Consider the following 24,528-nt stretch of genomic DNA (forward strand, 5'->3'; position numbering starts at 1 on the left):
CAAAATAGACGCTGACAGAACCATTGCGAAAACATGCAATGTCCACCGCTCCCTTCGCGACCGGCGGGAAACCTAAAGAGCCATAACATACACGTCAATCGAACTTAGTCCGCAATATCAATTAAATTGGATTTATTACGGTAGATAGTCATTCCATTTTTTCAGGACATGCAATTTTACGCCAAAAACTCGCTCTTTCATGCCGTTACGACAAGAAAACACGCATTACGAACCCCGCACGCAGTTCCGGTCATGCCCTATCTGGTCAGTGACACAACAAAGAACACCAATTCACTAAAACCTGGCCAACTTCCAAGCCGCATGGTTGAGCTTCTTGCGGCACTCACTGTTAGTAAGCGCAACGGCTACGGCCATTTATAACGCTCTACCGCCGGAGAGAATTCACTGGCTGTATGAGCAATGCACAACACCGCTTTGCATGGCGAGTCCGCCCAGTGAGCTGCACACTAGGCATGGTTAATGGGGAATTAACCAACATCGGTCTAAAATTGGCTGATTCAGTATCTCTCCCGGCCTTGGGCGCCGGGGGCTTTTAGACGGTTCGGGACAGGCTATATGCGGCAAGGATACTCGCCTTCATACCCGCTGCGTGACGAGCGGCTTTCGGGGGACAGGTTAAAGCTGTCCAATATTTTTCGTCGGCAGATTAATATTCTGCTCGGCCTCGCTTTGCTCTGCCTCTGCGCAATGGCAGTAGGCGCACTTGCAACTTGGAATGTTGCAGATCCCAGCCTCAGCCACGCAACCGATAATCCTATAACAAATGCTTTGGGCTATCCCGGCGCGGTGTTTTCTGACCTCGCGATGCAGTTCTTTGGACTAGCAAGTGTACCCGCCTTATTGCCCCTTGCTGTCTGGTCTTTATTGCTCATCACCCGCGGCTATGTCGGCATTCTGGGCAAAAGAAGCTTTGCATGGATTTGCGCTGCTCTGCTTTTTGCTGCTATTGCAAGCTGTTTTGCAGCCCCTGCAAGCTGGCCGATGCCCATCGGTTTGGGTGGCGTATTCGGCGATCTGATGCTGCGCATTCCGGCAGTTTTTCTTGGAAAATTTCCTCAAGGTTCAGTCGCTTCGATTATTGCGCTTGTGCTGGCTTTGCCAGCCCTGTGGCTTTGCCTTTATGCAAGTGCAATCGTTGGGGGCCGCAACGCAGCTGGCCGCTCCTCGCCAGATAGCGAAGCCATTGAACAAGACTTCACGGACGAAGAATACGAAGAGGCTAGCTCCGGCGGTCTGCGCGTGTTCGCAGCGGAGCTTGCGGGAAGATTGACCCATATGGGACTTAGCACCATCGCATCTTTTAGACGCCTCACCGGCCTTGGCCGTCGCAGCGCGCAAGACGATGAATTTGCTGATATGCGCCATTCGCGAGGCGCTGCTAACGCCCGCACCCATATGCGGCGCGAGCCGGGCTTTGATAGTCCGGAAGAACTCGACGCACCCTTTGATCGGGAAGATACCCCGCTCGCTGGACAAGAATGGCACGACACCCCTCCCGCGCGTAACAAACGCGCATCGCGTGCCGCTTCCAAAACTGGTCGCGACCAGCGCGCAGGTCTGCGCAATAGCGGTGCATTTGAAATGCCTGCGCTGCATTTTCTTGCCGAACCCAAGCAAGTCCAGCGCGATGCTTCTCTTTCCCGCGAAGTGCTTGAGCAAAATGCCCGGCTTCTTGAAGGCGTCCTGGAAGATTTCGGCGTGCGCGGCGAAATCATCAATGTAAAGCCCGGTCCCGTCGTCACCCTTTACGAACTCGAACCCGCTCCGGGAATCAAATCCTCGCGCGTTATCGGACTTGCAGATGATATTGCCCGCTCCATGAGCGCAATAGCCGCCCGCGTTGCAGTTGTGCCAGGCCGCAACGTTATTGGTATTGAGCTGCCAAACCAAAAGCGTGAGATGGTCTATCTGCGCGAAATGCTCGCAAGCCGCGATTTTGAGCAATCCAAATCAAAACTTGCCCTTGCTTTGGGCAAAACGATCAATGGCGATCCGGTCATCGCCGATATCGCAAAAATGCCTCACCTGCTGGTCGCAGGTACCACCGGTTCCGGTAAATCAGTTGCCATCAACACTATGATCCTGTCGCTGCTTTACCGTATGACCCCGGATCAGTGCCGCCTGATCATGATTGACCCCAAAATGCTCGAATTATCCATCTATGATGGTATTCCGCACCTTCTTACACCGGTTGTAACCGACCCGAAAAAGGCAGTTGTAGCGCTCAAATGGACCGTGCGCGAAATGGAAGACCGCTATCGCAAAATGTCGAAAGTCGGTGTTCGCAATATTGATGGCTTTAACCAACGGGTTCTGGAGGCGCAGCGCAGGGGCGAACAAATCGCCCGCACGGTGCAAACCGGCTTTGACCGCGACACCGGCGAAGCAATCTACGAAACCGAACAGCTCGATCTTGAACCAATGCCCTATATCGTCGTGATCATCGACGAAATGGCCGATCTGATGATGGTCGCGGGCAAGGAAATCGAAGGCACTGTCCAGCGTCTCGCGCAAATGGCGCGTGCTGCCGGTATTCACGTTATCATGGCCACACAGCGCCCCTCGGTTGACGTTATTACTGGTACGATTAAAGCCAATTTCCCCACCCGTATTTCCTTCCAAGTCACCTCCAAGATCGACAGCCGCACGATTCTGGGTGAACAAGGGGCCGAACAATTGCTTGGACAGGGTGACATGCTGTTCATGGCAGGCGGTGGGCGCATCCAGCGCGTTCACGGACCCTTTGTTGGCGATGACGAGGTCGAAGCGGTCGTCCAGCATCTTAAGCTTCAGGGTGTGCCGGAATATCTTGATGCAATTACCGAAGAGGATGAAGAGGATATTTCAGGCGGTCCGGCCGGAACATCGGGCCTTGAAAACTCTGACGATCCCTATGATCAGGCGGTCGCAATTGTTCTTCGCGACAAGAAAGTCTCTACTTCATATATCCAGCGCCGCCTTAGCATCGGCTATAATCGCGCAGCCACAATCATCGAGCGCATGGAGGAAGAGGGCATCATCAGCCCGGCCAATCATGCGGGCAAACGCGAAATTTTGGTCCCTACCGATGATGATGAATTTTAGTAACGCCAAAACTCAATTAAACTCGCCACACTCGCGACAAACTGGGTAACTACGCTACAACAATGATGAAAAGTGAAAGATTGCCGATGATATTCTCAACAGTTCGCGCACGCTTCTCTCGATTGGCGAAATTCGGTCACTCTGTGTCTTTAGCGGCTTTGGGCGCACTGATGTTCGCAACGGCTGCGCCTGCGGTTTTCACATCGGCCCCAGCCTTTGCGCAAGGTGCAAACGATGCAGCAGTGGCGCAAAATATTGCCGATCATTTCTCATCCGTTCGCACCATCACGGGCGAGTTCGTTCAGTTCGGCCCTAAAGGCGAACAATCAGGCGGTACCTTCTATATCGAACGCCCCGGTAAAATTCGCTTCAACTATAATAACTCCCCGATCCGGGTAATTTCTGACGGAAATCAAGTCGTCATCAATAATCGCAAACTTGACACTTGGGATCTTTATGCACTTTCCACCACCCCGCTAAACCTGCTTTTGGCAGACCGGATTAATCTTGGCGGTGGACGTTTAAAAAGCGTCAAGCAGGAACCTGACGTTATCACCTTGGTATTGGGTGATAAATCCCTGTTCGGCAGCTCCACAATTACCATGATGTTTGACCCAAAAAATTATGAGCTCAAACAGTGGACCATCACCGACGCCCAAAATCTTGATACGACCGTTATGGTGTTCAATCTAAGAACCGGTGTTCGGTTCACCGATGATATGTTCAAGATCGACTATCAACGCATCGCAAACAAAACCAAACGCCGCTAATTCAACGCTCCTAATCCAGGGCCGCTAATTCAAGGTCAGACATCTTCCAAAAACGCATCCAGTGAAAGCGCTTCCCCGTCACGGTTGCAATAATAGGATAATTGTTTAGGTTCGCGGCCATCTTCTGATTGTCGCGAGTCTCTCCCATGGTTTTTTCCGTTGCTACTTGGAATATCAATTCCGTGCGCCTGCGCATGCCGCTTGTTGAGCAGTTTCTGCAAGATTACCAACCGGATGTGCTTTGCCTTCAAGAAACCAAGTGCCCCGATAATCTGTTTCCGTTCAAACCTTTGCGCGCTCTTGGCTATGATCATATCGAGATTAGTGGCCAAAAAGGCTATCATGGGGTGGCTACCATTTCCCGCCATCCGCTGAGCGAAGTTGAAAAAATCGGCTTCTGCGAGATGGGTGACTGCCGACACCTCAGCGCAGTAGTTCAGGCCGGAGCCAAAAAAATTCGCCTTCATAATTTTTATGTTCCCGCAGGCGGCGACGAGCCGAACCCGGAAATCAATCCGAAATTTGCCCATAAGCTTGCATTTCTTGATGAAATGCGTGCCATCACCGCCGAGGATGGCCAGCAATATTCATCGCTTCTGGTGGGCGATCTCAACATTGCTCCGCTGGAAAACGACGTTTGGTCGCATAAGCAACTGCTTAAAATCGTAAGCCATACCCCAATTGAGACCGAAACGCTTGAGGACCTTCGCGTAAAAGGTGGCTGGGCCGACCTGATGCGTCATTACATTCCTGCGGACCAGAAAATCTATACTTGGTGGAGTTATCGCGCGAAAGACTGGGACGCATCTGATCGCGGCCGCAGACTTGATCACATTTGGGGTTCTCATGATCTCGTAGATTCTTTGACAAAGATAGAGATCCTGCGCGCAGCACGCGGATGGGATCGCCCATCCGACCATGTGCCTGTGATTGCCAGTTTTGATCTGGGTTAAACCGGCTCAATGAGTGAAACACCTTCTTTCGCGCAAAGGGTGATTTCACTTTTTGGCATTTTAGGTTAGAGCTAACGCCACTCAATGCGTTTCGGGGAATTAATTTGATGTCAGGCCGCTCCGCAATTTCTTCAATTCTGATGATCGCTGCTCTTGCCGCGGCACTTTCAGCCTGTGGCCGCAAAGGCCCGCTGGAGCCACCGCCGGTAGCAACAATCACCAACGATCAGGGCCGCACCGTTGAGAAACCGAAGGAAGATAAGCCCTTCATTCTCGACAAATTGCTGTAATTGCTGATCGGACAAGGCTGTTTCCCGTGAATCATTTTGAATATCGTGACGGCGTGCTTCACGCTGAAAATGTCAGCATTCATGAAATCGCAAAATCTGTAGGCACACCGTTCTACATCTATTCCCGTGCCACGCTGGAGCGTCATTACCGCGTTTTCAATGAAGCCTTTTCCGATATGGACACGCTTGTTGCCTATGCATTGAAAGCAAATTCCAATCAGGCAGTGCTTAGCATTCTTGCCAAGATGGGCGCTGGTGCAGATACCGTATCAGAAGGTGAAATCCGCCGCGCTCTGGCCGCTGGCATTCCTGCAAATAAAATTGTCTTTTCCGGTGTCGGTAAAACCCCTCGCGAAATGGATTTTGCACTCTCGCAAGGCATCTTTTGTTTCAATGTTGAATCCGAACCGGAGCTGGAAATCCTCTCCGCACGCGCTGTCGCACAGGGAAAGATTGCACATGTCTCGCTGCGCATCAACCCCGATGTTGACGCAAAGACCCACGCCAAAATCTCCACGGGTAAATCAGAAAATAAATTCGGCATTCCGCATGTCAAAGCCCGTCAGGCCTATGCCCGCGCAGCCAGCCTGCCCGGCATTGATGTCGTTGGCGTCGATATGCATATCGGCAGCCAGATCATTGATCTGGAACCTTTTGACAACGCCTTTGCGCTGATGGCGCAACTCGTCAAGGAACTGCAATCCGATGGTCACAATATCCGTCATGTAGATGTCGGCGGCGGATTAGGTATTCCCTACCGCACCGACAACAATCCTCCGCCACTGCCTTTGGCTTATGCCGAAATCGTCGCCAAACACATAAAGCCTCTCGGACTAAAAACACTCTTTGAGCCGGGACGTCTGATTGCTGGCAATGCCGGTCTTCTCATCTCAGAAGTGATCTTTGTCAAAGAAGGCGACGCCAAAAATTTCATCATCGTTGATGCGGCAATGAATGATCTCATTCGCCCGACACTTTACGAGGCTTATCACGAGATAAAGCCAGTCGAGCTGCCCGCCAATGATGCACCGCGCATTCGCGCAGATTTTGTGGGTCCCGTTTGCGAGACCGGCGATTATCTCGGCCTTGATCGCGAAACAGCGAAGCCTTCACCGGGTGAACTCGTCGCCATTTGCACGACAGGCGCCTATGGCGCGGTTTTGTCCAGCACTTATAACAGCCGACTACTTGTGCCCGAAGTGCTGGTCGATGGTGATCGTTTTCATGTCATTCGCCCTCGCGGCACCTATGAACAGCTATTAGCGCTTGATTCTGTGCCGGACTGGCTCTGATTTATCAAGGAAAGCCTCGTCTTTGCCATGATGCGTGTTATCCTTAGAGGATCGACCAATCCGAAACCCCCATTAGAAAGATCGGATGACGCACCAGAGCCAAAACAGCAAGGATTTGCGGCCTCGCAAACAAAGAATATTGCTTCGTCTGTTGTCCGGCGATGGCGCTGCTTTGCACCGTCTATATCAGCGTAGTTTCCTCACTCTTAGCTTCGAAAGACTTTGGCCGCTCATCCTGCCATTGATCTTGCTAGCCGCGCTGTTTGCGAGCCTTAGCTGGTTCGGCCTATTCGGATTTATGCCGCGCTGGCTCCATATAGCGGTCTTGATATTATTCGGACTCGCCACAATTGCCGCACTCTATCGTCTTTCTTTATTCAATAAACCGTCAGACGCGGATGTAACTGCTTATATTGAAACTGTTAATGGGCTGCTGCATGAGCCTTTAGCGGTGCAAAGCGCCCAGATTGCAACCGATGCTGACGACCCCGTCGCACTCGCTCTCTGGCAAGAGCACCAACTCCGCATGGCCCGTCGATTGAAGGCACTTCAATCTGGTCTACCCCGCCCCAATATTCCGCAGCGTGATCCTTATGGGCTACGCGCTTTTATTGCCTTGCTGTTTGTCACTGCTTTTGCCTTTAGTTTCAGCCCTTCGAGCGGCCGCATCGCCGACGCGTTTCATATCCGGCCCGGTAATACAAAGGCGATTGCCCGCATTGATGCATGGGTAACCCCTCCGCAATACACTGCTCGTGCGCCGATTTTTCTTTCCGCTGATAGAAACCCCACAACGACAGATCCCATCATAATTCCGCAGAATAGCACCGTCTCGGTTCGCATTATTGGTGGCAATTCTGAACGTTTGACCGCAACCGATGCCACCGGACACCGCAGCGATATTAAGCCTATCAAAATCGGGGAAAATGACGCGGTTCCGTCAGACCAAACGGTGGTCGATGGAAGCCGCAATTTCCAGCTGGAACTGCAACAGGATACGACATTAGAGCTATCTGGAACCAATATTCGCTGGAGCTTTGCGATAATTCCGGACAAAGCCCCGCAGATTAATTTTACGAAGGAACCAGGCAGGGCGCTTAACGGTGCCTTGCAGCTCGCCTATGAAATCGATGATGATTACGGCGCAACGAAAGCCTTTGGCGAAATTATTCCGCTAGAATCGGATGAAGAAGACGAGGTTCTAGCTCTTTACGACGCGCCGGAACTACCGCTCGCTCTGCCCGCACGTGGATCCAAAACAGTCACCTTCTCCAAAGATCTCACCGAACATCCATGGTCTGGCGGCAAGGTGGCGCTGACTTTGGTCGCAATTGATGCCGCAGGAAATACCGGTCGGAGTGAAACTAAAATTATAACTCTGCCCGAGCGTCCCTTTTCCAACCCTCTTGCACGAGCTGTTGTAGAACAACGGCGCATTCTCGCACTTGATGCCACCCAACGCACGCATGTGCTCGACATGCTAGCTGCGGTTTTACTCCGCCCGGAAGAAACCATCAAAAACGCCGCCCATTATCTCGGTCTCTCAACGATTCGCAGCCGGCTTCGTCTGGCGAAAAGCGACGAAGAGCTTCGCCAAACAGCGGATTATATGTGGCAAGTAGCGCTTGGTATTGAGGACGGAAATCTTTCCGCCGCAGAAAAGCGGCTGCGGCAGGCCCAAGAAACCTTGCGTGAGGCGCTCCAGAACGGCGCATCACAAGAAGAGATCGAAAAACTTTCGGCTGAACTTCGCGAAGCTATGCAGAATTTTCTGCGTGAATTTGCCCAGCGCCAGCAGCAAAACCCCAATACACGAATGCCCGCCGACCCCAATATGCAGGTCATGACGGACAAAGATTTACAACGCATGTTGGACCAAATTGAAAATCTTGCGCGGCAGGGCTCGCGAGATCAGGCTGAACAGCTTTTGTCGCAATTGCAAAACATGCTCAACAATTTGCAAATGGGACAACAAGCGCAGCCCGGCCAACAGGGACAAGGCCAAAGTCAGGCCAGCCAAATGCAGCAGCAGATGAACAAGCTTGGCGATCTGATGCGCAAGCAACAGCAATTGATGAATGATACCTTCAAATTAGACCAGCAAATGCAGCAGCAATTTGGTTTCGACCCGGAGGAATTCGCTGAGGACTTTTTCCACGGTGACGATGGAACTTCTGATGAAAGCCAGCCACAAAACGGCCCATCAGACGACACCATTCCTCCAGAAATGGCAGAAACAATGCGCAAGCTGCAACAACAGCAATCGGATTTGCAATCTGAACTGCAAAAGCTTGGCGACGATCTAAGAGCGATGGGAATAGATCCCAATAAAGATTTTTCAGATGCAGGCAAGTCGATGGGAAGCGCGGCTGATGCTCTGGGCCAAAATGAAACCTCGCAAGCCGGTGACCACCAAGCAAATGCGTTGGAAGCATTGCGCCGCGGAGGCCGCGACATGATGCAACAAATGCAACAAGCTATGGGGCAAGGCCAAGGTTGGGGCCAAAGACAAGGTAGACCGGGCGGACGAGATCCGCTGGGGCGTAAGCCCGGCAGTAGCGGGCCGGACTTTGGTGATGATGTCAAAATCCCGGGCGAAATTGACATTCAGCGTGCACGTGAAATCCTCGACGAAATCCGCCGCAGGCTTGGTGATGCACTCACCCCGCAAATGGAAAAAGAATATCTCGAACGTCTGCTGAAGTTCGACTGATATTCATTAACTGCGACAGGTCACCGGCCACGCCGACACGAACTATTCGCGCACATAGCCAACATAGGGAAGCTGGCGGAAAGCATGCGCCACATCCATGCCATATCCCACCACAAAATAATCCGGGCACTCAAACGCCACGAAATCGGCATTCAAATCGACCTTGCGTCGCATGCTCTTGTCCAAAAGCACGGCAATACTGACACTGCGCGCGCCACGCTCATGCATAAGCTCGCGAACGAATTTAAGCGTCTTGCCGGATTCCAGAATATCATCAATCAGCAGAACATCGCGATCGCGCACATCACTGTCAATATCGCGCAACAACCGCACTTCGCCGCTTGACGTTCCAGTTCCATAGCTGGAGACCGTAATAAATTCGACATCTGGCTCAAGCCCAACATCGTGCATTGCCCGAATAAGATCGGCTGCGAAAATAAACGATCCCTTGAGGATGGAAATTGTTAGCAGCTTATGAAAATTATGTTTCGCAATATCCTGCGCCAATGCAAGATTTCGCGCAGCAATTTCTTCTGCACTGAAAAGCACGTCTATGGTTTTGCCGCCGACTTCAGGCATCTGCCGGTCTCCTGATTTATCGCCAAAAGGCTAGAAAGGGCGCTCTATAGCACGGATTTGCAAAAATGCACCATTATCCGCACACGATTGTGCTGAACATTTCCCAATCGTGCAAATTGATATAGCTTGCTGTCATGCACCCAGATATTATTGAACTACGCTCCTATTACGACACCAAACTCGGTCATCTCACCGAGCGCGCTATTCGCATGGCTTTAGCGTCCATGTGGGAGCCTGTAGCGGGTGAGAGGCTGGTAGGTCTTGGGTATAGTCTGCCATATCTTGAAAGATTTAGCGCCGATACGGAACGCAGCTTTGCTTTCATGCCAGCCGGTCAGGGAGCAATTGCCTGGCCCTCGGCAGAAAAATCCGCCACCGCGCTGGTTTTTGATGAAGAATTGCCGCTACCTGATTCATCCATCGACCGCATTTTGATGATCCATGCGCTCGAATATGCCGAAAACGCCGCCGAAACACTGAAAGAAATGTGGCGGGTTCTCGCACCCAATGGACGTTTGGTGATCGTTGTCCCCAATAGACGAGGTGTCTGGGCTCGGCTTGATCACACGCCTTTTGGCAGCGGAAGGCCCTATAGTCGAACCCAGATGAGCGCACTTCTTCGTGAAGCAAATTTCACTGTGACCCAGGTGAATAATTCTTTGCATTTCCCACCGGTATCGCGGCGCTGGATGATGCGCCCGTGTCTTGCCATGGAGAGAATAGGGCGCAGGCTCTGGCCACTTTTCGCCGGGGTTCTGGTTGTGGAGGCACAAAAACGACTTTATCAGGGATTGCCTGTGGCTCAACGTTCCTCGCGCCGGGTCTTCGTGCCTGTTCTGGCTCCCAATGGCCGTGCGGTAAGTGGAAAATCTGCAAATCCGCTGCAAAAAGAACGTTCCACCCCCCAGAAATAAGGTTTTTCTCGACTTGTCAGCACGGGCGGTTTATGCCCGCTGCATAACCTTAACTTTAGTCCTTTTGGCGGAGCCAATTATGACCAAACAGCAAAACTTCTCCCGTCCCCAGCCCAAGGCAGGCCTGCTTGAAATTGCAGCCTATGTGCCCGGCAAGGAACATGTTGAAGGCGTTGCGAAGGTCTATAAGCTCTCCTCTAATGAGACCCCTTTGGGCCCCAGCCCGCAGGCAATAGAAGCCTATCGATATTGTGCCGAAAATTTGTCCGTATATCCTGATGGCCAGGCGCTGGCATTACGTCAGGCGATTGCAGAAAGTCAGGGCCTGAATATCGGCAATATTATTTGCGGCAATGGCTCGGACGAATTGCTGGAACTGCTTTGCCAAACCTACCTTGCCCCGGGCGATGAATCCATCATTACCGAGCATGGTTTTGCAGTCTATAAAATCCAGACACTGGGTGCGGGTGCCACTCCGGTCACCGTGAAAGAAAAAGACGAGCGCATCGATGTGGATGCGATTCTCGCTGCTGTTTCGGAGCGTACTCGGATCGTTTTCATCGCAAATCCGGCAAATCCCACCGGCACCTATCTGCCTTTTGAGGAAGTGCGCCGCTTGCATGCGGGCCTGCCCAAAAATGTGCTTTTGGTTCTAGATGCCGCCTATGCAGAATATGTGCGCCGTAACGATTATGAAGCCGGTATTGAACTGGTTTCAGCCAATGAAAATGTAGTCATGACGCGCACATTCTCTAAGATTCACGGCCTGCCGGCCTTGCGTATCGGCTGGATGTACGCCCCTTTGCATGTGATTGATGCTGTTAATCGCATTCGCGGTCCTTTCAACATGAACTCGGTGGCAATTGCTGCCGGAGCGGCTGCGATTAAAGATCGTGCCCATGTTGAAAAATCCGTGGCCTATAATGAAAAATGGCTCACCTGGCTTACTGAAGAATTCACAGCCCTTGGGTTGCGCGTCACCCCGTCAGTGGCAAACTTCCTGCTGGTGCATTTTCCTGATGATGGTGCTCACACCGCTGACAAGGCTGATGAATGGCTTTCCCGTCACGGTTATATCCTGCGCCGCGTTGGATCATATGGATTTCCTAACGCGCTGCGCATGACCATCGGACCGGAAGAAGCCAATCGCGGTGTCGTCGCCGCCCTTAAAGAGTTTTTAAAATAGAACGATGACGAAGATCCATTTTAATAAGATCGCGCTAATCGGAATAGGCCTTATTGGCTCATCGCTGGCGCGTGTGATCCGTCGTGAAAATCTCGCCGATCACATAGCAATCGCAACCCGCAGCAGTGAAACCCTTAAAAGGGCCGAAGAACTGCAATTGGGTGACAGTTACAATACCGACAGTGCCGAGATTGTGCGTGATGCAGATTTGGTGATCATTTCTGTTCCTGTCGGCTCTTCCGGCACGGTAGCGCGCCAGATCGCCGCTAATCTGAAACCAGGGGCAATTGTCACTGATGTGGGTTCCACCAAGGCTTCGGTCATCGCTCAGATGCAACCCGAACTGCCCGACAACATTCATTTCATTCCCGGCCACCCATTGGCGGGAACAGAATATTCCGGTCCGGATGCGGGATTTGCAGAGCTTTTTAACAATCGCTGGTGCATTCTGACGCCATTGCCTCAAACCGATCAACAAGCTCTGGAAAAGCTCACCCAATTCTGGGAGGCTTGCGGATCGCGGCTTGAGCAAATGGATCCCCAGCATCACGATCTGGTTCTGGCGATTGTCTCGCATTTGCCCCATATCATTGCTTATAATATTGTTGGCACAGCAAGCGATCTGGAACAGGTCACCAAATCCGAAGTGATTAAATATTCAGCTTCTGGTTTTCGTGATTTCACCCGCCTTGCCGCGTCGGACCCTACCATGTGGCGTGATGTCTGCCTGCACAATCGCGATGCAATTCTGGAAATGTTAGGACGTTTTTCAGAAGATCTGGCGTCACTTCAGCGCGCTATTCGCTGGGGCGATGGCGATGCTCTCTTTGATCTTTTCACCCGAACCCGAGCGGTCCGCCGTGGAATTATTGAAGCTGGCCAGGAAGTTGACGCACCAGACTTTGGTCGTCGGGCAGCCCACCCTGATACCAGCCCCTCTAAAACTCCGGCAAACGACCCAGCGGAATAAAACCCGCAAAAGCTCGGCCTTTTCGCACGGCAATCTCAAGTACGGGATTGCCGTTTTCATCTTTCGGCATCGCAGAAAGTGCAAAGAGTATCGTCGCTATATTCCCGCCCTGCTCAGGAAAAACGATCTGCCCGGTCTGCGCAAAAAACTGCGGATTGACCATCGTCACCTTGAAATTTGCATCAATAAGCCCATCCATATCAACCGAAAACGGACCCGAGACTGACATCATTGCCCCGTTGGGCATCGATAAAAATGCCTGATTAATGGTGCCGCTTTGACCCCGCATCCGCTCATTAAATGGCAAGGAACTGGGCGCCAACAACGTCGCCGCATTTGCTATCTCAATATCGGCGAGCCCGTCGATTTCCGGACTGCTTAAATTGCCTAAAATGGAATTATCGAGCTTGAATGCTGCAAAGCGTCCGTTGAACTTGAAGGCATCACCAATCTGGCTAAGCTTAAGATGAATTTGCTCAAACGCGCCAAGCGGCTCGGTGGTGGTGATTTCTGTGCGCAGTCCGACAACGACATCGCGAGCGTCCAGTTCAACCTCTTTGGGGAAAGGACGCGCCAGACGGGTGCTGGAAGTAAACTTGCTCCAATTCACTTCCAGCGGCTCAATACCGGGAAACTCAACAAAAGCTGGACCAGACAGCTCATTGCTCAACCAATGCGGTGCAAAAACCGGTGACCCCGACGTTAAACGGCCTGCACGAATTGCCATACCGGCATCTTTTTTTTGCCAAGAAATATTGGCACAAACGACATTCACCCGAAAGGGATATCCGCTGATGCGAAGATCTTCGCATTGAACGCCAACACCTTGGGACGCTAGTTTATTTATATCAGCTTTAGCCCTCTCACCGATCTTATCGGCAAGATAAAACCACACGGCCGTATAAAGTCCTACTAGAATAAGAAAAATAAGAGAGATCGCGATAATACGCTTTCTGGATTTTCTCTGTTTTGTTCCAGCCTGCGCCATCAAAATATCCCGTCTCAATAATATTGTCGTTAAAAGCGTTGCCGGAATGCTTATAACATACCCGAATTTGCTCTCGCTAACTGGTGTCGATATTATGGCAAGAAAATGCCATGACGAGGGCCTCAAAGAAAAAATAGTATATTTCCTGTGCGTATTGGCAAAAAATGGCCATCGTAACTGAGTAACACCGTGTAAAGTTTAAGATGACCTCAAGCGCAGATGACCTAAATATGGATGATTTCTGGGTATTTGGCTATGGTTCGTTGATGTGGCGACCGGGTTTCGCACATGTTGAAACTGTACGAGCCCGCCTGCATGGTTATAGAAGAAGCCTTTGCATATATTCTCACGTTCATCGCGGCACACCAGATCGTCCGGGATTGGTGCTAGGGCTTGACGCTGGCGGGTCCTGCCTTGGCATGGCTTTTCGCGTTCCCGGCGATATGACCGACGAAGTAATGCTTTATTTGCGCGAACGCGAAATGTCTAATCGCGTCTATCACGAAAAATGGCTGCGGTTGAAACTGGCAGATGGTCGAGAAGTCAAGGCGGTTACTTACGTTGCAGACCGGAAACATTCGCAATATGCGCGCAATCTCACGACCGAAAACGCAGCTGCAATCATTGCTGCAGCACGCGGAGAATCGGGAGCGAATATCGATTATGTCACCAACACATTAGAGCATTTGCGCAATATGCGCGTTCGCGATCAAGCGCTTGAACATGTTCATCAGATGATACAAGCAACCATCTCCCGCCAAGCCAATAGTGCGGCTTAAAAACGAGATCTTATCGCCGTTCCCTCTTGTTCTCATGCGTATCAAAGGCTACATCTCGTCAAATTCTCAAGGAGACAATTATGATCGCATTGTTTCGCACCATTGACCTGGCGCTCGATATTTATACGTGGATCATTATCGCTAGTGCCGTATTTTCATGGCTATATGCGTTCAATGTCGTCAATTCTGGCAATCGTTTTGTCGGATCGATTGGCGAGTTCCTCTACAAAGCAACCGAACCCGTATTAAGCCCGATCCGCAATATTCTTCCAAATCTCGGCGGTATCGATATTTCTCCCATTATCCTTCTTTTGATTATATTCTTTATTCGGCAGTTTATGTGGACGACATTATTGCCAGCATTAATCTGATTATTCTAACGAAAAACGCCCGGCTTGGACCGGGCGTTTTCAATGAACGTTCAATAGGGATTATTTATTTTGCGCACGCTCAATCGCTTCGGCGATATATTTGCGCGCCTGGTCTTCATCACCCCAATCGCCAACTTTAACCCATTTACCGGGTTCTAGATCTTTATAGTGCTCGAAAAAATGTTCGATTTGCTTGAGGGTGATCTCCGGCAGATCGGAATAATCATGCACCTTTTCATAGCGCTTGGTGAGATGCGGTGATGGAACGGCAATGATCTTTTCGTCCTTACCGGAATTGTCTTCCATAACCAAAACGCCGATTGGACGCACATTGATCACGCAACCAGGCACTAGCGGACGGGTATTGCAGACCAAAACGTCGATCGGGTCGCCATCTTCCGAAAGCGTATGCGGCACGAAGCCGTAATTGCCCGGATAGGTCATTGGCGTATAGAGAAAACGATCGACAATGAGAGCGCCCGCGCCCTTGTCCATCTCGTATTTGATCGGCTGACCGCCGACCGGAACTTCGATGATCACATTGACGTCTTCGGGAGGATTGGAGCCGATAGAAATGGCATCAATATTCATGATGTGTCCTTTCGTGTCGCGCCCTGATAACGGGTTTCTCCGCTGGGTGCAAGAAAAACGAAAATTCAGCCCGACGCGGCGAATTGTCATGCACCGCTTGGAACTGAACGCATAGTTTTCCTCAAGTTGAAGTTTGTTCTCCAAGTTCCTTCAGCCTCTGAATAGCTGTTGGAGGCATGGGCGGGGGATTTGCGTCGCGGCTAGCTGCCAGCAAAAATTCATCACAACTCGTTTCGGTCGCTTCGATCAGCCTTTGTAAAAACTCATCCTTAGGCAGACCAGCCGGAATGGGGGGCAGAATACGGCACCGGATGGTGCCCGGATAACGCAGAAACTTGCGGCGCGGCCAGTAAAGCCCGGCATTATGCGCAATCGGCAGCACCGGCAGTTGCAGCGCATCATAAAGATGAACAATACCGTATTTATACTGCGGCTCGGCTCCGGGAGCGCGCCGCGTTCCTTCAGGATAAATTAGGATCTGTCGCCCTTCGGCGATGGCCTTTTCGGCACCTTCAGTAATTGAATGCAACGCTTTAACACGTGATCCTCGATCAACCGGTATCATCTGCATTTTAGCCAGATACCAGCCAAAAAGCGGTATCCGCATTAGCTCGCGCTTGAGGATAAGAACCGGATCATCAAGCTGTGGTAAAAAAGCATAAGTATCCCACGCCGATTGGTGCTTTGGCGCAACTATATACGCCCCTTCCGGGATGTTTTCGAGGCCATCAATAGTATAATCGGTGCCAGCAATAAGCTTTTGCAGCCACAAATTACTGCGCGCCCACGCCTTCGGCACGATCCACGCCTTTTTTCGCGGTAACAGAAAATATATCGGCGTAAAAATGATCAGCTGAATGGCTGTGCTTACATAGAATGCAAGATTGAACAGGATGGAGCGCAGATAGAGGAGCATCGTATCAGCGAAACCTTAGCTAGCCCATTCAGATTATTTCAACCGAATGGATGGAAAGAGTAAGATAGCTTTTCAGCAAAAGCAGCGGGCCCGATATACCAGGATTGCCAGCGTTTTCCATCGCGAATTAATGATTCATCTGGAAAATCGTCTATTTAACGCCCATTGCCGACAATCTGTAGCCAGCTTATGCGAATAACGGCGCCTAGATATTTTGTATATTCAATGAATAGCACCCGCAACGCGTCCCCCTCGGCTACCCAACTATGCCCACGATTTTCACCGCTCACGACCGGATATGGGATAAATTCCACATCTTTCATGCGATGAGACATTTCAAGAATGCTGCGCGGCATGTGATAATTATTTGTAACCACAATAACCCGCTGATACCCATTAGCGCGGATCCAACGCTCACTTTCCTCCGCATTGCCAACGGTGTTTAGCGCTGAGCGGTCCAGATCGACACAGCAATCAAATAATCCCTGCTCGGTTTGCGTAGCCCGCTGCAAGGTTTCTTTATTGGTCGCAGGATTAACACCGCTGATCAGTAACCGCTGTCCCTGCCTGTCTTTCAACAATTCAACCGCTGCCTGAATACGAGACTGCCCGCCCGTCAGGACCACAATGGCATCGACTGGCGTTTCAAGCACAGGCGGCCGCAACCCAGAAACTTTTTCGCTAAAAACAATAAAGCCAACCAAAAAGGCAATGATTGCAAAAAACAGAAAAATAGATACCGGTTGGAGACGTCGTATCACTCGCTTCATGGCCAACCACATAAATTTGAGCAAGGCAAGCATAGCCGCAGATAGGGTAGGACTGGTGCGACGAAGTCCCACCACCGCCGCAATCGACAAAGCTGAACTCGTCTGCCTCCCAGTCATTGCATTTCCGTTTCCCAGAGCCCTAAGGCAACCTGTCGCTCTTTTACTATTACCGGACGAAAGGCATGACCTGTGAACCCGTTATAATAGACAGTTTTATGGCGACAACAGGATGCTTCGCCAGCCCTTTCGATTTTTTGCCCAGCATTCCGAAGCGACTCATTCTGCATTGGAACCTGAAATATTACCTGTTCCGTCCACGCTCGCAAGTTGACGCACCACCGTGAGCCGACTGGTAAGCATTGTCAGCACACTGACCAAAAAAATAATCGCAGCCGCGCCAAAGTAACCATCCCGACCAATTGCAAAACTGCCAAACATCGCCGCAGCCTGATCGCCTGCGGGCGTTGCCATTTGCTGCGAAGCCCACCAGGAAAAAATGAGAAAAACCATTATTGCGGCTGCCCCTCCGAAGATCGCGCCCTTGAGCGCTGTACGGAAGAAGTGCCATTCAAATTCTCGTGCGACGAATTTGGGATCTGCACCAATAAGATGGAGCACCTCGATAATATGTGCATTGCCCGCCATCGCACCGCGTGTAGCGAAAATCACGGTCAAGATGGTAGCCGCTACCACGAGCGATAATACCGCTGTTCCAATAAGGACCGTGGTGTTTGCCATCGAAACCAGCCGATCTACCCATGTTCGGTGATCATCAAAACTAGCACTGGGTATCGCACGAACAATTTCTGTGCGCAGCATTTCAAAATCCGGTGGGGAATTCTCATCAATCGTCACCACGACCAGCCGCGGGACAGGCAATTCATCCATATCCAGTCCCCCGCCCAGCCAAGGCTCTAACAGCCTTGCAGTCGCGGCTTTATCAACAATGCTTGTATCTTTAACACCTGCGAAACCACGGGCAATATTGCTCGCTTCCTGCAATGATTCTTCCATATCAAGCCCATCCACGGGCTTGATTTGTATCGTGGCCTCACGCGCAATCTGGCTTTGCCAAGCCGCTGCAGACGCCCGCACCAGCGTAACCCCGCCAAGCGTGAGACAGGCAAGAAAAGTCATGATCGCAATCACGATCACCAGCGCTGTGCCGGTTACGCTTCCATCCGGAACAATCGGGCTTTGTCCCTGCCGTTTGCGCCGTTTGCCGAGCCGCACCATGAGTAAATCGACAAGATCATCAAAGCGCACCCGGAAATTGTCTTTGAACTGATGAACCAAGCCGTGCCGGTCATTGCGAGCGTCAGTCATAGATATCAAGCCGCCCATGTTCTAGGATCATTCGTCGCGCATTGACCTGATCCATCAAAGACAGATCATGAGTGGCAATAACAACCGCCGTACCAGAACGATTGAGTTCTACGAAAAGGCGCAGCAAACGCTTGGCAAGCGGCGGATCGACATTGCCTGTCGGCTCATCGGCAAGCAACAGTTCCGGCTGATCAATCAACGCCCTTGCAATCGCTGCACGCTGTTTCTCGCCCCCAGAAAGCACAGGCGGCAAAACATTCATCTGGTCTCCCAGCCCCACCCAACTGAGAAGCTCCTCTACCTCATGCCGATAGGTTACTTCTTCCTTGCCTCGCACCCGCAATGGCAATGAAACATTTTCATAAGTTGTCAAATGGTCGAGCAAGCGGAAATCTTGAAAAACAATGCCGATTCTGCGACGCAACAGCGGCACCGCCTTGTGATCAAGCCGGGCAACATCCTTACCGAAAATATTAACTAAGCCCCGGGTTGGCTTTAGAGCCATGAACAAAAGACGCATCAAAGACGTCTTTCCCGCGCCGGATGGCCCAGTGAGAAACTGAAATGAGCGCGGCGGGATATGAAAGCTGACATCTCGCAAGATCTCAGGCCCCATCCCATATCTCAGCCCGACATTCTCAAATCTTATCACAGCTATGCTTCTTCCAATTTCCGTCGTTCACATGACATCGCGGAACAAATCGACGTAAATTTGACACTTTAACCCACATGGTTAATGTGAGGTTAAATTAGGTGGAAATAAGCAATAATATTGGCTTTAGACGCAAATTTTCTGGCCCGTCGACCAGCGGCCCTACAACAAAGTGCGAAACCGTTATTGCCAACAACCCAGATTGCGACCTTTGAGATTATGCGCATCAATATCAATGGTAAGGCGCGGGTCCTCACGCAATAACAACATGGTTGTGCGCGGCTTCAATTCGATTTTCTGCCACCCCGCACATTCCTGCGGCATCGGCGCTTTACTATCAATCCGCACAGTTTCAGACCAGGCACCCGCAACGCAACCCGAAACTGTCGCTCCCAGAATCCCCAATAGAGGGATCCGCACCAGCGATCGAAGAAATGAATGTTTCAAGTTGGAAAACTCCATTGCGAGCTATACAGCGCATAACCGTTAAGTGACACCAAACGTTGAACCAGATTATACGCGGCCTCGCCGATGGCCGCAACATTGCAAATTTGCTCGAAATATTTTTTTACTCTAATTCGGTTCGATAAAATAAACATACAAATCGGTTAGTTAAATTTTAACCCTCTCGACAACAAGTAACGACTAAGTCATCATTGATTTAGTTTGAACAAATTCTAATCAATACCTCGTTAAAATCGACATTCAAAGGCTCTGGGGGGTTCATGTTGAATAGGCTTTCGGCGGAATTTTTTGGTACTTTTTGGCTTGTATTCGGCGGCTGCGGCAGTGCTGTTCTGGCAGCATCTTATCCTGAACTTGGCATCGGATTTTTAGGCGTGGCTTTCGCATTCGGCCTGACCGTGCTGACAATGGCCTATGCAGTGGGAAATATTTCGGGTGGTCATTTCAATCCTGCCGTCTCGCTCGGGCTGATGTTGGGCGGACGCTTTCCCGCTAAAGATTTGTTGCCCTATTGGATCGCGCAAGTTCTCGGCGCAATTGTCGCAGCCGCTATTCTTTATCTTATAGCTTCAGGACAGAGCGGGTTTACTGCAGGCGGTTTTGCGTCCAACGGCTATGGCGATCTTTCACCCGGCGGATATAATTTGATGTCCGCACTCATTATCGAAATCGTCTTGACGGCATTTTTCATCATCGTCATTCTCGGCGTGACAGATCGTCTGGCACCAGCTGGTTTTGCTCCCATGGCAATCGGCCTGTGCCTTACCCTTATCCATCTGATCTCGATCCCCGTAACCAATACTTCCGTCAACCCTGCACGCTCAACCGGTGTGGCATTCTTCGCCGAAACCGCAGCCCTGAGCCAGCTATGGATGTTCTGGGTAGCGCCTTTGATCGGTGCTGCAATTGGCGCGATCATCTGGAAAGGCCTGCTTGCCAAGGAATAAATCCAATTCATTCGCAACGAAAAGGCCGGTTCGCCGGCCTTTTTTGTAAGAACCTTTCAGATTGTGCAATTCTCGATCAAAGTTAAACCGATTGTCAAAACAATCTGCCGCGGCATAGAGACTAACGGTTAATACCCAAGCCGCATTAGACGCAACAGGTCGCAAAGCTTCAATCGTCGGCTACAAGCCCACCGTTTCGGTGCATGCGCGCTTCGATCAGTTTCTGGTCCTGTTCGCGAATACCGATCAGCCCGGCAATACGCCACATGACATCAACTTCGACTTCACTCGCCGTTCCGTCTGCATAAACCACATCCCACATCAACGCGATAAAATCGAGCCGAGCATTATAGTCGAGATCGCGCTTAAGGACTGATGTGAAATTGGAAAGACTGACCGATTCCTGATCCGCTTTCTGCGCAGCCTTTAACAACCGTTTGAGCTTTTCGCCTTTCAGATCATATTTCTGCGCGAGTATTGATGAAAGCCGCGCTCTTTCGCTTTCACGCGTCCTGCCATCTGCGTCCATGACATGAAACATCAATGCGGCCGCAGCCAATCGTGGATCGGCTTCCGAAAACGTCAGATCGCGCTCTCGTAAACTGCCCCCCGGCAATTCCCTGAGAAATTCCATGATCTTATCGAACATTGAGCCTCATCCATTATCAGCAGAACCAAGATCTGCCGTTGCCTGCAATCTTTAGCAATAATGAAATTAGCTGGATGTTCGCGCGACACAAGGCGGCAAACAGCGCTTGTGACTGTTTAACATTGTAAGAGTTCACAGCCGTGGTTTTTAAGCAACGTTTTACCGCCTCGCAAAGAAAACTCTCCCAAATTAGAACAGCTTCAATCCACCAGACGTTTTCTGAGCCACCTCGTTCTTATCAATCCCCGGATCATCAACAATAATATGCGATGGAGCACCCTGCTTATCATTTTTAGCGTCCGGCTCCACCGCATCCAAAATAACTGGATTTTTCACATTATCGACTTCCCGCCGGTGGGGTTCTGTAGCTTTGGTGGATTGCGGCTTAGCCTGCGGTGATACAGGCTTAATTGGCTCGGCATCGGGCATGATCACCTGTGCGTCCACCACATCATCCCGCTGCTCTGGCTGTGAGCTAACCACTGGCACAATGGCTTTGGTTTCGGTTTCACTTGCCTCGGCTTCACCGGCGATTATTTCTGGTTTCTCAATGTCGATCAGCGGCGCTATTCGCTCTACCGGCACTTTCCACTCAAAGCTGTTCAGTCTGCCCGTGACTGGCGAAACCGGCGCCCATTGTTCTGAAACATAGCCATCCGCGGTCCATGCCGGGTCTCGCGGCGCTTTAACCGCTTGAGCCAGCAATTGCCGTATCTTGCCCTGATCTCCGGTTTCGGCCTCTTCAATATCAGCTAAAAGCAAATAGGCACTTTCTCGCGGCGCGCTGCGCAAGACCTGTTCAATATTTTCCCGCGCCAAGCCATATTCACCCGCCTCATAGGCAGCGCGTGCCAATGCGAGACTTGCCTCCACATTGTGCGAACGCAAAGACACCAGATGACGCGCTCGTTTGAGCCTATCCTGCGCAGTGTCGCCCGGACGGGCATAGACATAGGCTGACGCAATATCTGGATGCGGATTGCGCTTCCATGCTGCCTCAAGGATTTTTGAACCTTTGCGAATTTCGCCATCTGTAAACAGTGCCCGAGCCGCCACAACTGCCGCTGGAACCAGATCGGGTGCGAGCTTATTGGCTTCCAGCGCTGCGGCCTTGGCATGAGTGTGATCGACATCAATTGTCGCCATAGCCTTCGCCGCTAGCAGCGCCGCCCGCTCTTTTTTGACGATATCCCTACTATGTGACAAAGCCTGTTTTCGTGCATCAACCAGCTTCAGCGCCCCATCCCAGTCGCCTTCGGCACAAAGTTGTCCCATTGCGGCTGACGACGCCCATTCAAGCTGCGGCGCATGTTTTACAGCTTCCGCTGCATAATGGCGTGCAGCCTCGCGCGCACCAACCCGCTGCGCTTCAATGTAAAGACCACGCAATCCAAGCAGCTTGGTTTCCGGGTCTTCAATCATCGCTTCAAAACCCTTGCGCGCATCATCAGTGCGGCCTTCAAGCATAGCCGTCTGCGCTTCAAGCAGTTTGATCAATGGTTCCTGATCAGAATTGAGCAATTTGCCTGCCTGCTTGGTCATGCGGCGTGCAGCTTCTGCATCACCGGCCCCGGCGGCAATTAGGCCAGTGGATAAAGACTGATAACCACGATCACGTTTGCGCGCACGAAAATGCCTACGCAAAGTGGTCGGTGATTGAATGAGGCTTTTGACAAGCCACCAGATGATCATAATTGCCGCAACCAGCGCAACCAGACCAGCAGCCGCGGTTATCAGCGGAACACTATAATGATTGCCGCCAAATATAACATTCAGTTCACCCGGCCGATCCGCAAGCCAAGAAAATCCAAAGCTTAGCGCGGCGATAATGATGAGATAAAAAATAACACGCAGCATTGCTGCCCCCTTAATTGCCGCTAGGCGCGGCAGCTGGCGCGGTAGTAGCAGGCTCTGCTGGCGCTGATGGAGCATTATTGGATGTTTTCGGACTGAGGCTTTCAGTTATCAGCTGCTGGATCAGCAAATTTGCATCGCGCCGCGCTTTCATCTGGGCAGCAAATTCTTCCGATACGACCCTGGCATCGGCAGGCAACTGCTCCCACTCACCAATCGCGCGCTCCAGATCGCCGCTTTGAAGTGCTGCTTCCATTCGCGCAGTTATGGCCCCCACCCCGCTGCCACTGACATTGCCCGCAACAGGACGAACGCTGACAAGTCCTTTGGCGCTTGCTTTCAATTGATCCCAAACACCGGCATCCGCAGGCAATTTATTCTCAGTCGCTATGATGCGGTTTGCCACATCATCAAATTCTGAATTAAGGCTGGCAATTGTCGGCACACCGGTTTCTGCAAAAGCGCTCAACCCCTCAAGACCTGCCTGATCGGGCGAAACAGCCGCAAATGTTTCCAGTTCAGCCTTAAATGAGCCACCCCGATCAATTGCAGTTTTAAGCGTATTGGCCGCGATCAATGCGGTGGTGTCCGGCTGACGCGCAACTTCACTGAGTTTTTGTTCCAAAGACGCAAGCTGTTGCTCAATCGCCGAAATGGTTCCGCTATTATCCGTTACATTCGCACTAACTTGCTCGGCTTGGCTTGTCGCCGCAGAAATTTGTGCCTCCAATGCGGATAGACGCTGCGTTAACCCGTCCAGATCGGCTGTATTCGCGGCTTGCTCCTGCGGCAAAGCATCGAACTGTTTTTGCATTTCATTAAGCGAACCAATAGCCGCTTCAGCCTTTATTTCTGCTGCCTCAACATTTTTCTGAAGCTGCGCCATTTCGGCCTTACTCGCTTCATCCAATGGTGCTGGCGCAGGATTGGCGCGCAATTCTGCTATTTGCTGTTCCATTGTCGCCAATTGATTGGTGTCGCGCATACCCGACATAGGCACGATATTGGCAAGCTGGAGCGCATAAAGGCCACATAATGCGATTACCCCGCCAGCGACGCCCGATAATAGATGAGACATTCCAGTTTTCGCCCCATTTTCTTGTGGCGTCCCTGCCTGGGCACTCGCCGCATTAGTGTGTTTAACTTCGGGATTGGGTTTAAATTCGGGCTTTTCACCCGCTTTGAACGGCGGCGTTTCCGGCTTTTCCGGGGTTTGATTTTTCAACATTTCCGGCGAGGCTTTCCGCTCGTTTTTCACATCCCTTTTCGGTTTTGTATCCACCTTTGGATTTGCAACCGATGCATAATCACCAACCGGCTCGGCGGGAGGAGGGGTTTTAGCGGGTGAAGCACCATCAACCTGCTTAATATCCGCAGGATCAAGATTGATGGTGACAGGCTTACGGGCCGGTTTGGAATGTCTCGGAGTGCCGGATTTCGCCATTGGT

Annotated in this window: 22 protein-coding genes and 2 pseudogenes; 13 read left to right on the forward strand and 11 right to left on the reverse strand. The window is 51.2% G+C overall.

What is annotated here, in order from left to right; genetic code table 11:
- Nucleotides 1-576: 576 nt before the first annotated feature.
- From C7374_RS00155 to C7374_RS00180, 7 genes and pseudogenes are all read left to right on the forward strand, one after another.
- Nucleotides 577-2,774, forward strand: a pseudogene (locus C7374_RS00155) (DNA translocase FtsK 4TM domain-containing protein); the annotation flags it as partial.
- Nucleotides 2,725-3,105, forward strand: coding sequence for a DNA translocase FtsK (locus tag C7374_RS16565; RefSeq protein WP_374850561.1), 381 nt, complete (start codon nucleotides 2,725-2,727; stop codon nucleotides 3,103-3,105). The pseudogene C7374_RS00155 and the gene C7374_RS16565, both read left to right, overlap by 50 nt.
- Before the next feature lie 209 nt (nucleotides 3,106-3,314).
- Nucleotides 3,315-3,875: pseudogene (locus tag C7374_RS00160) on the forward strand (outer membrane lipoprotein carrier protein LolA); the annotation flags it as partial.
- A 146-nt stretch (nucleotides 3,876-4,021) separates the two neighbouring features.
- Nucleotides 4,022-4,828, forward strand: coding sequence for an exodeoxyribonuclease III (locus C7374_RS00165; protein WP_111573601.1), 807 nt, complete (start codon nucleotides 4,022-4,024; stop codon nucleotides 4,826-4,828).
- 107 nt (nucleotides 4,829-4,935) lie between these two features.
- The gene (lptM, locus tag C7374_RS00170; protein ID WP_111573602.1) at nucleotides 4,936-5,118 is read left to right on the forward strand and encodes an LPS translocon maturation chaperone LptM; all 183 of its coding nucleotides are present in this window, start codon (nucleotides 4,936-4,938) and stop codon (nucleotides 5,116-5,118) included.
- A gap of 26 nt (nucleotides 5,119-5,144) precedes the next feature.
- The gene (lysA, locus tag C7374_RS00175) at nucleotides 5,145-6,410 is read left to right on the forward strand and encodes a diaminopimelate decarboxylase (RefSeq protein ID WP_111573603.1); all 1,266 of its coding nucleotides are present in this window, start codon (nucleotides 5,145-5,147) and stop codon (nucleotides 6,408-6,410) included.
- Nucleotides 6,411-6,495: 85 nt separating this feature from the next.
- Nucleotides 6,496-9,123 carry a TIGR02302 family protein gene (locus tag C7374_RS00180; protein WP_111573604.1) on the forward strand — a complete coding sequence of 876 codons (2,628 nt, stop codon included), beginning with the start codon at nucleotides 6,496-6,498 and terminating at the stop codon, nucleotides 9,121-9,123.
- 42 nt (nucleotides 9,124-9,165) lie between these two features.
- On the opposite strand, the gene hpt is transcribed toward C7374_RS00180, so the two are convergent.
- A complete protein-coding gene (gene hpt, locus C7374_RS00185; protein WP_111573605.1) occupies nucleotides 9,166-9,702 on the reverse strand; it encodes a hypoxanthine phosphoribosyltransferase in 537 nt (178 codons plus the stop codon).
- Nucleotides 9,703-9,836: 134 nt separating this feature from the next.
- Between hpt and C7374_RS00190 the strand changes: the two genes are divergently transcribed.
- The 3 genes from C7374_RS00190 to C7374_RS00200 all read left to right on the forward strand — a co-directional run bounded on the left by C7374_RS00190 (nucleotide 9,837) and on the right by C7374_RS00200 (nucleotide 12,772).
- Nucleotides 9,837-10,616 (forward strand): class I SAM-dependent methyltransferase, encoded by a 780-nt coding sequence (locus C7374_RS00190; protein ID WP_111573606.1) that lies wholly within the window; start codon nucleotides 9,837-9,839, stop codon nucleotides 10,614-10,616.
- Nucleotides 10,617-10,695: 79 nt separating this feature from the next.
- The gene (hisC, locus tag C7374_RS00195; RefSeq protein WP_111573607.1) at nucleotides 10,696-11,802 is read left to right on the forward strand and encodes a histidinol-phosphate transaminase; all 1,107 of its coding nucleotides are present in this window, start codon (nucleotides 10,696-10,698) and stop codon (nucleotides 11,800-11,802) included.
- Nucleotides 11,803-11,806: 4 nt separating this feature from the next.
- Nucleotides 11,807-12,772, forward strand: a complete 966-nt coding sequence (locus C7374_RS00200; RefSeq protein WP_111573608.1) for a prephenate/arogenate dehydrogenase family protein — start codon at nucleotides 11,807-11,809, stop codon at nucleotides 12,770-12,772.
- Here the strand turns inward: C7374_RS00200 and C7374_RS00205 are convergent.
- Nucleotides 12,741-13,760: a DUF2125 domain-containing protein gene (locus tag C7374_RS00205; protein ID WP_111573609.1), complete on the reverse strand. Its 1,020-nt coding sequence runs from the start codon at nucleotides 13,758-13,760 to the stop codon at nucleotides 12,741-12,743. The genes C7374_RS00200 and C7374_RS00205 overlap by 32 nt on opposite strands.
- 203 nt (nucleotides 13,761-13,963) lie before the next feature.
- On the opposite strand from C7374_RS00205, the gene C7374_RS00210 reads away from it, so the two are divergent.
- A complete protein-coding gene (locus tag C7374_RS00210; protein WP_111573610.1) occupies nucleotides 13,964-14,539 on the forward strand; it encodes a gamma-glutamylcyclotransferase in 576 nt (191 codons plus the stop codon).
- A gap of 80 nt (nucleotides 14,540-14,619) precedes the next feature.
- Nucleotides 14,620-14,910, forward strand: a complete 291-nt coding sequence (locus C7374_RS00215; protein ID WP_111573611.1) for a YggT family protein — start codon at nucleotides 14,620-14,622, stop codon at nucleotides 14,908-14,910.
- Between the two features lie 60 nt (nucleotides 14,911-14,970).
- Here the strand turns inward: C7374_RS00215 and ppa are convergent, their stop codons facing one another.
- The 6 genes from ppa to C7374_RS00245 all read right to left on the reverse strand — a co-directional run bounded on the left by ppa (nucleotide 14,971) and on the right by C7374_RS00245 (nucleotide 19,570).
- The gene (ppa, locus tag C7374_RS00220) at nucleotides 14,971-15,501 is read right to left on the reverse strand and encodes an inorganic diphosphatase (protein ID WP_111573612.1); all 531 of its coding nucleotides are present in this window, start codon (nucleotides 15,499-15,501) and stop codon (nucleotides 14,971-14,973) included.
- Between the two features lie 121 nt (nucleotides 15,502-15,622).
- Nucleotides 15,623-16,417, reverse strand: coding sequence for a lysophospholipid acyltransferase family protein (locus tag C7374_RS00225; protein WP_111573613.1), 795 nt, complete (start codon nucleotides 16,415-16,417; stop codon nucleotides 15,623-15,625).
- A 155-nt stretch (nucleotides 16,418-16,572) separates the two neighbouring features.
- Entirely contained in the window at nucleotides 16,573-17,304 is a 732-nt protein-coding gene (locus C7374_RS00230) for a YdcF family protein (protein ID WP_245412544.1), read from the reverse strand.
- Between the two features lie 159 nt (nucleotides 17,305-17,463).
- On the reverse strand, nucleotides 17,464-18,423 hold the full coding sequence (locus C7374_RS00235; RefSeq protein WP_170130208.1) for a cell division protein FtsX: 960 nt from the start codon (nucleotides 18,421-18,423) through the stop codon (nucleotides 17,464-17,466).
- Between the two features lie 82 nt (nucleotides 18,424-18,505).
- A complete protein-coding gene (gene ftsE, locus C7374_RS00240) occupies nucleotides 18,506-19,165 on the reverse strand; it encodes a cell division ATP-binding protein FtsE (RefSeq protein ID WP_111573615.1) in 660 nt (219 codons plus the stop codon).
- Nucleotides 19,166-19,348: 183 nt separating this feature from the next.
- The gene (locus tag C7374_RS00245; RefSeq protein ID WP_374850567.1) at nucleotides 19,349-19,570 is read right to left on the reverse strand and encodes a hypothetical protein; all 222 of its coding nucleotides are present in this window, start codon (nucleotides 19,568-19,570) and stop codon (nucleotides 19,349-19,351) included.
- 320 nt (nucleotides 19,571-19,890) lie between these two features.
- Between C7374_RS00245 and aqpZ the strand changes: the two genes are divergently transcribed.
- Entirely contained in the window at nucleotides 19,891-20,577 is a 687-nt protein-coding gene (gene aqpZ / locus C7374_RS00250; protein ID WP_111573617.1) for an aquaporin Z, read from the forward strand.
- A 169-nt stretch (nucleotides 20,578-20,746) separates the two neighbouring features.
- Here the strand turns inward: aqpZ and C7374_RS00255 are convergent, their stop codons facing one another.
- From C7374_RS00255 to C7374_RS00265, 3 genes are all read right to left on the reverse strand, one after another.
- Nucleotides 20,747-21,226 (reverse strand): tellurite resistance TerB family protein, encoded by a 480-nt coding sequence (locus C7374_RS00255; protein WP_111573618.1) that lies wholly within the window; start codon nucleotides 21,224-21,226, stop codon nucleotides 20,747-20,749.
- 189 nt (nucleotides 21,227-21,415) lie between these two features.
- A complete protein-coding gene (locus C7374_RS00260; RefSeq protein ID WP_111573619.1) occupies nucleotides 21,416-23,083 on the reverse strand; it encodes a heme biosynthesis protein HemY in 1,668 nt (555 codons plus the stop codon).
- Between the two features lie 10 nt (nucleotides 23,084-23,093).
- A complete protein-coding gene (locus C7374_RS00265) occupies nucleotides 23,094-24,524 on the reverse strand; it encodes a COG4223 family protein (RefSeq protein ID WP_111573620.1) in 1,431 nt (476 codons plus the stop codon).
- Nucleotides 24,525-24,528 lie beyond the last annotated feature (4 nt).

Origin of the sequence: Falsochrobactrum ovis (genome assembly GCF_003259955.1) — a bacterium.
In the GTDB taxonomy this organism is placed as follows: Bacteria; Pseudomonadota; Alphaproteobacteria; order Rhizobiales; family Rhizobiaceae; genus Brucella; species Brucella ovis_A.

What these genes read in the sequence shown, in the direction of transcription:
- C7374_RS00205 (WP_111573609.1), bottom strand. Translation starts at nt 13,760, where the DNA reads ATGGCGCAGGCTGGAACAAAACAGAGAAAATCCAGAAAGCGTATTATC.
- ppa (WP_111573612.1), bottom strand. Translation starts at nt 15,501, where the DNA reads ATGAATATTGATGCCATTTCTATCGGCTCCAATCCTCCCGAAGACGTC.
- aqpZ (WP_111573617.1), top strand. Translation starts at nt 19,891, where the DNA reads ATGTTGAATAGGCTTTCGGCGGAATTTTTTGGTACTTTTTGGCTTGTA.
- C7374_RS00190 (WP_111573606.1), top strand. Translation starts at nt 9,837, where the DNA reads ATGCACCCAGATATTATTGAACTACGCTCCTATTACGACACCAAACTC.
- lptM (WP_111573602.1), top strand. Translation starts at nt 4,936, where the DNA reads ATGTCAGGCCGCTCCGCAATTTCTTCAATTCTGATGATCGCTGCTCTT.
- C7374_RS00230 (WP_245412544.1), bottom strand. Translation starts at nt 17,304, where the DNA reads ATGACTGGGAGGCAGACGAGTTCAGCTTTGTCGATTGCGGCGGTGGTG.
- C7374_RS00255 (WP_111573618.1), bottom strand. Translation starts at nt 21,226, where the DNA reads ATGTTCGATAAGATCATGGAATTTCTCAGGGAATTGCCGGGGGGCAGT.
- C7374_RS00260 (WP_111573619.1), bottom strand. Translation starts at nt 23,083, where the DNA reads ATGCTGCGTGTTATTTTTTATCTCATCATTATCGCCGCGCTAAGCTTT.
- C7374_RS00225 (WP_111573613.1), bottom strand. Translation starts at nt 16,417, where the DNA reads ATGCTCCTCTATCTGCGCTCCATCCTGTTCAATCTTGCATTCTATGTA.
- C7374_RS00165 (WP_111573601.1), top strand. Translation starts at nt 4,022, where the DNA reads ATGGTTTTTTCCGTTGCTACTTGGAATATCAATTCCGTGCGCCTGCGC.
- C7374_RS00180 (WP_111573604.1), top strand. Translation starts at nt 6,496, where the DNA reads ATGACGCACCAGAGCCAAAACAGCAAGGATTTGCGGCCTCGCAAACAA.
- C7374_RS16565 (WP_374850561.1), top strand. Translation starts at nt 2,725, where the DNA reads ATGGCAGGCGGTGGGCGCATCCAGCGCGTTCACGGACCCTTTGTTGGC.
- C7374_RS00265 (WP_111573620.1), bottom strand. Translation starts at nt 24,524, where the DNA reads ATGGCGAAATCCGGCACTCCGAGACATTCCAAACCGGCCCGTAAGCCT.
- C7374_RS00210 (WP_111573610.1), top strand. Translation starts at nt 13,964, where the DNA reads ATGACCTCAAGCGCAGATGACCTAAATATGGATGATTTCTGGGTATTT.
- C7374_RS00215 (WP_111573611.1), top strand. Translation starts at nt 14,620, where the DNA reads ATGATCGCATTGTTTCGCACCATTGACCTGGCGCTCGATATTTATACG.
- hisC (WP_111573607.1), top strand. Translation starts at nt 10,696, where the DNA reads ATGACCAAACAGCAAAACTTCTCCCGTCCCCAGCCCAAGGCAGGCCTG.
- C7374_RS00235 (WP_170130208.1), bottom strand. Translation starts at nt 18,423, where the DNA reads ATGGTGCGGCTCGGCAAACGGCGCAAACGGCAGGGACAAAGCCCGATT.
- hpt (WP_111573605.1), bottom strand. Translation starts at nt 9,702, where the DNA reads ATGCCTGAAGTCGGCGGCAAAACCATAGACGTGCTTTTCAGTGCAGAA.
- C7374_RS00200 (WP_111573608.1), top strand. Translation starts at nt 11,807, where the DNA reads ATGACGAAGATCCATTTTAATAAGATCGCGCTAATCGGAATAGGCCTT.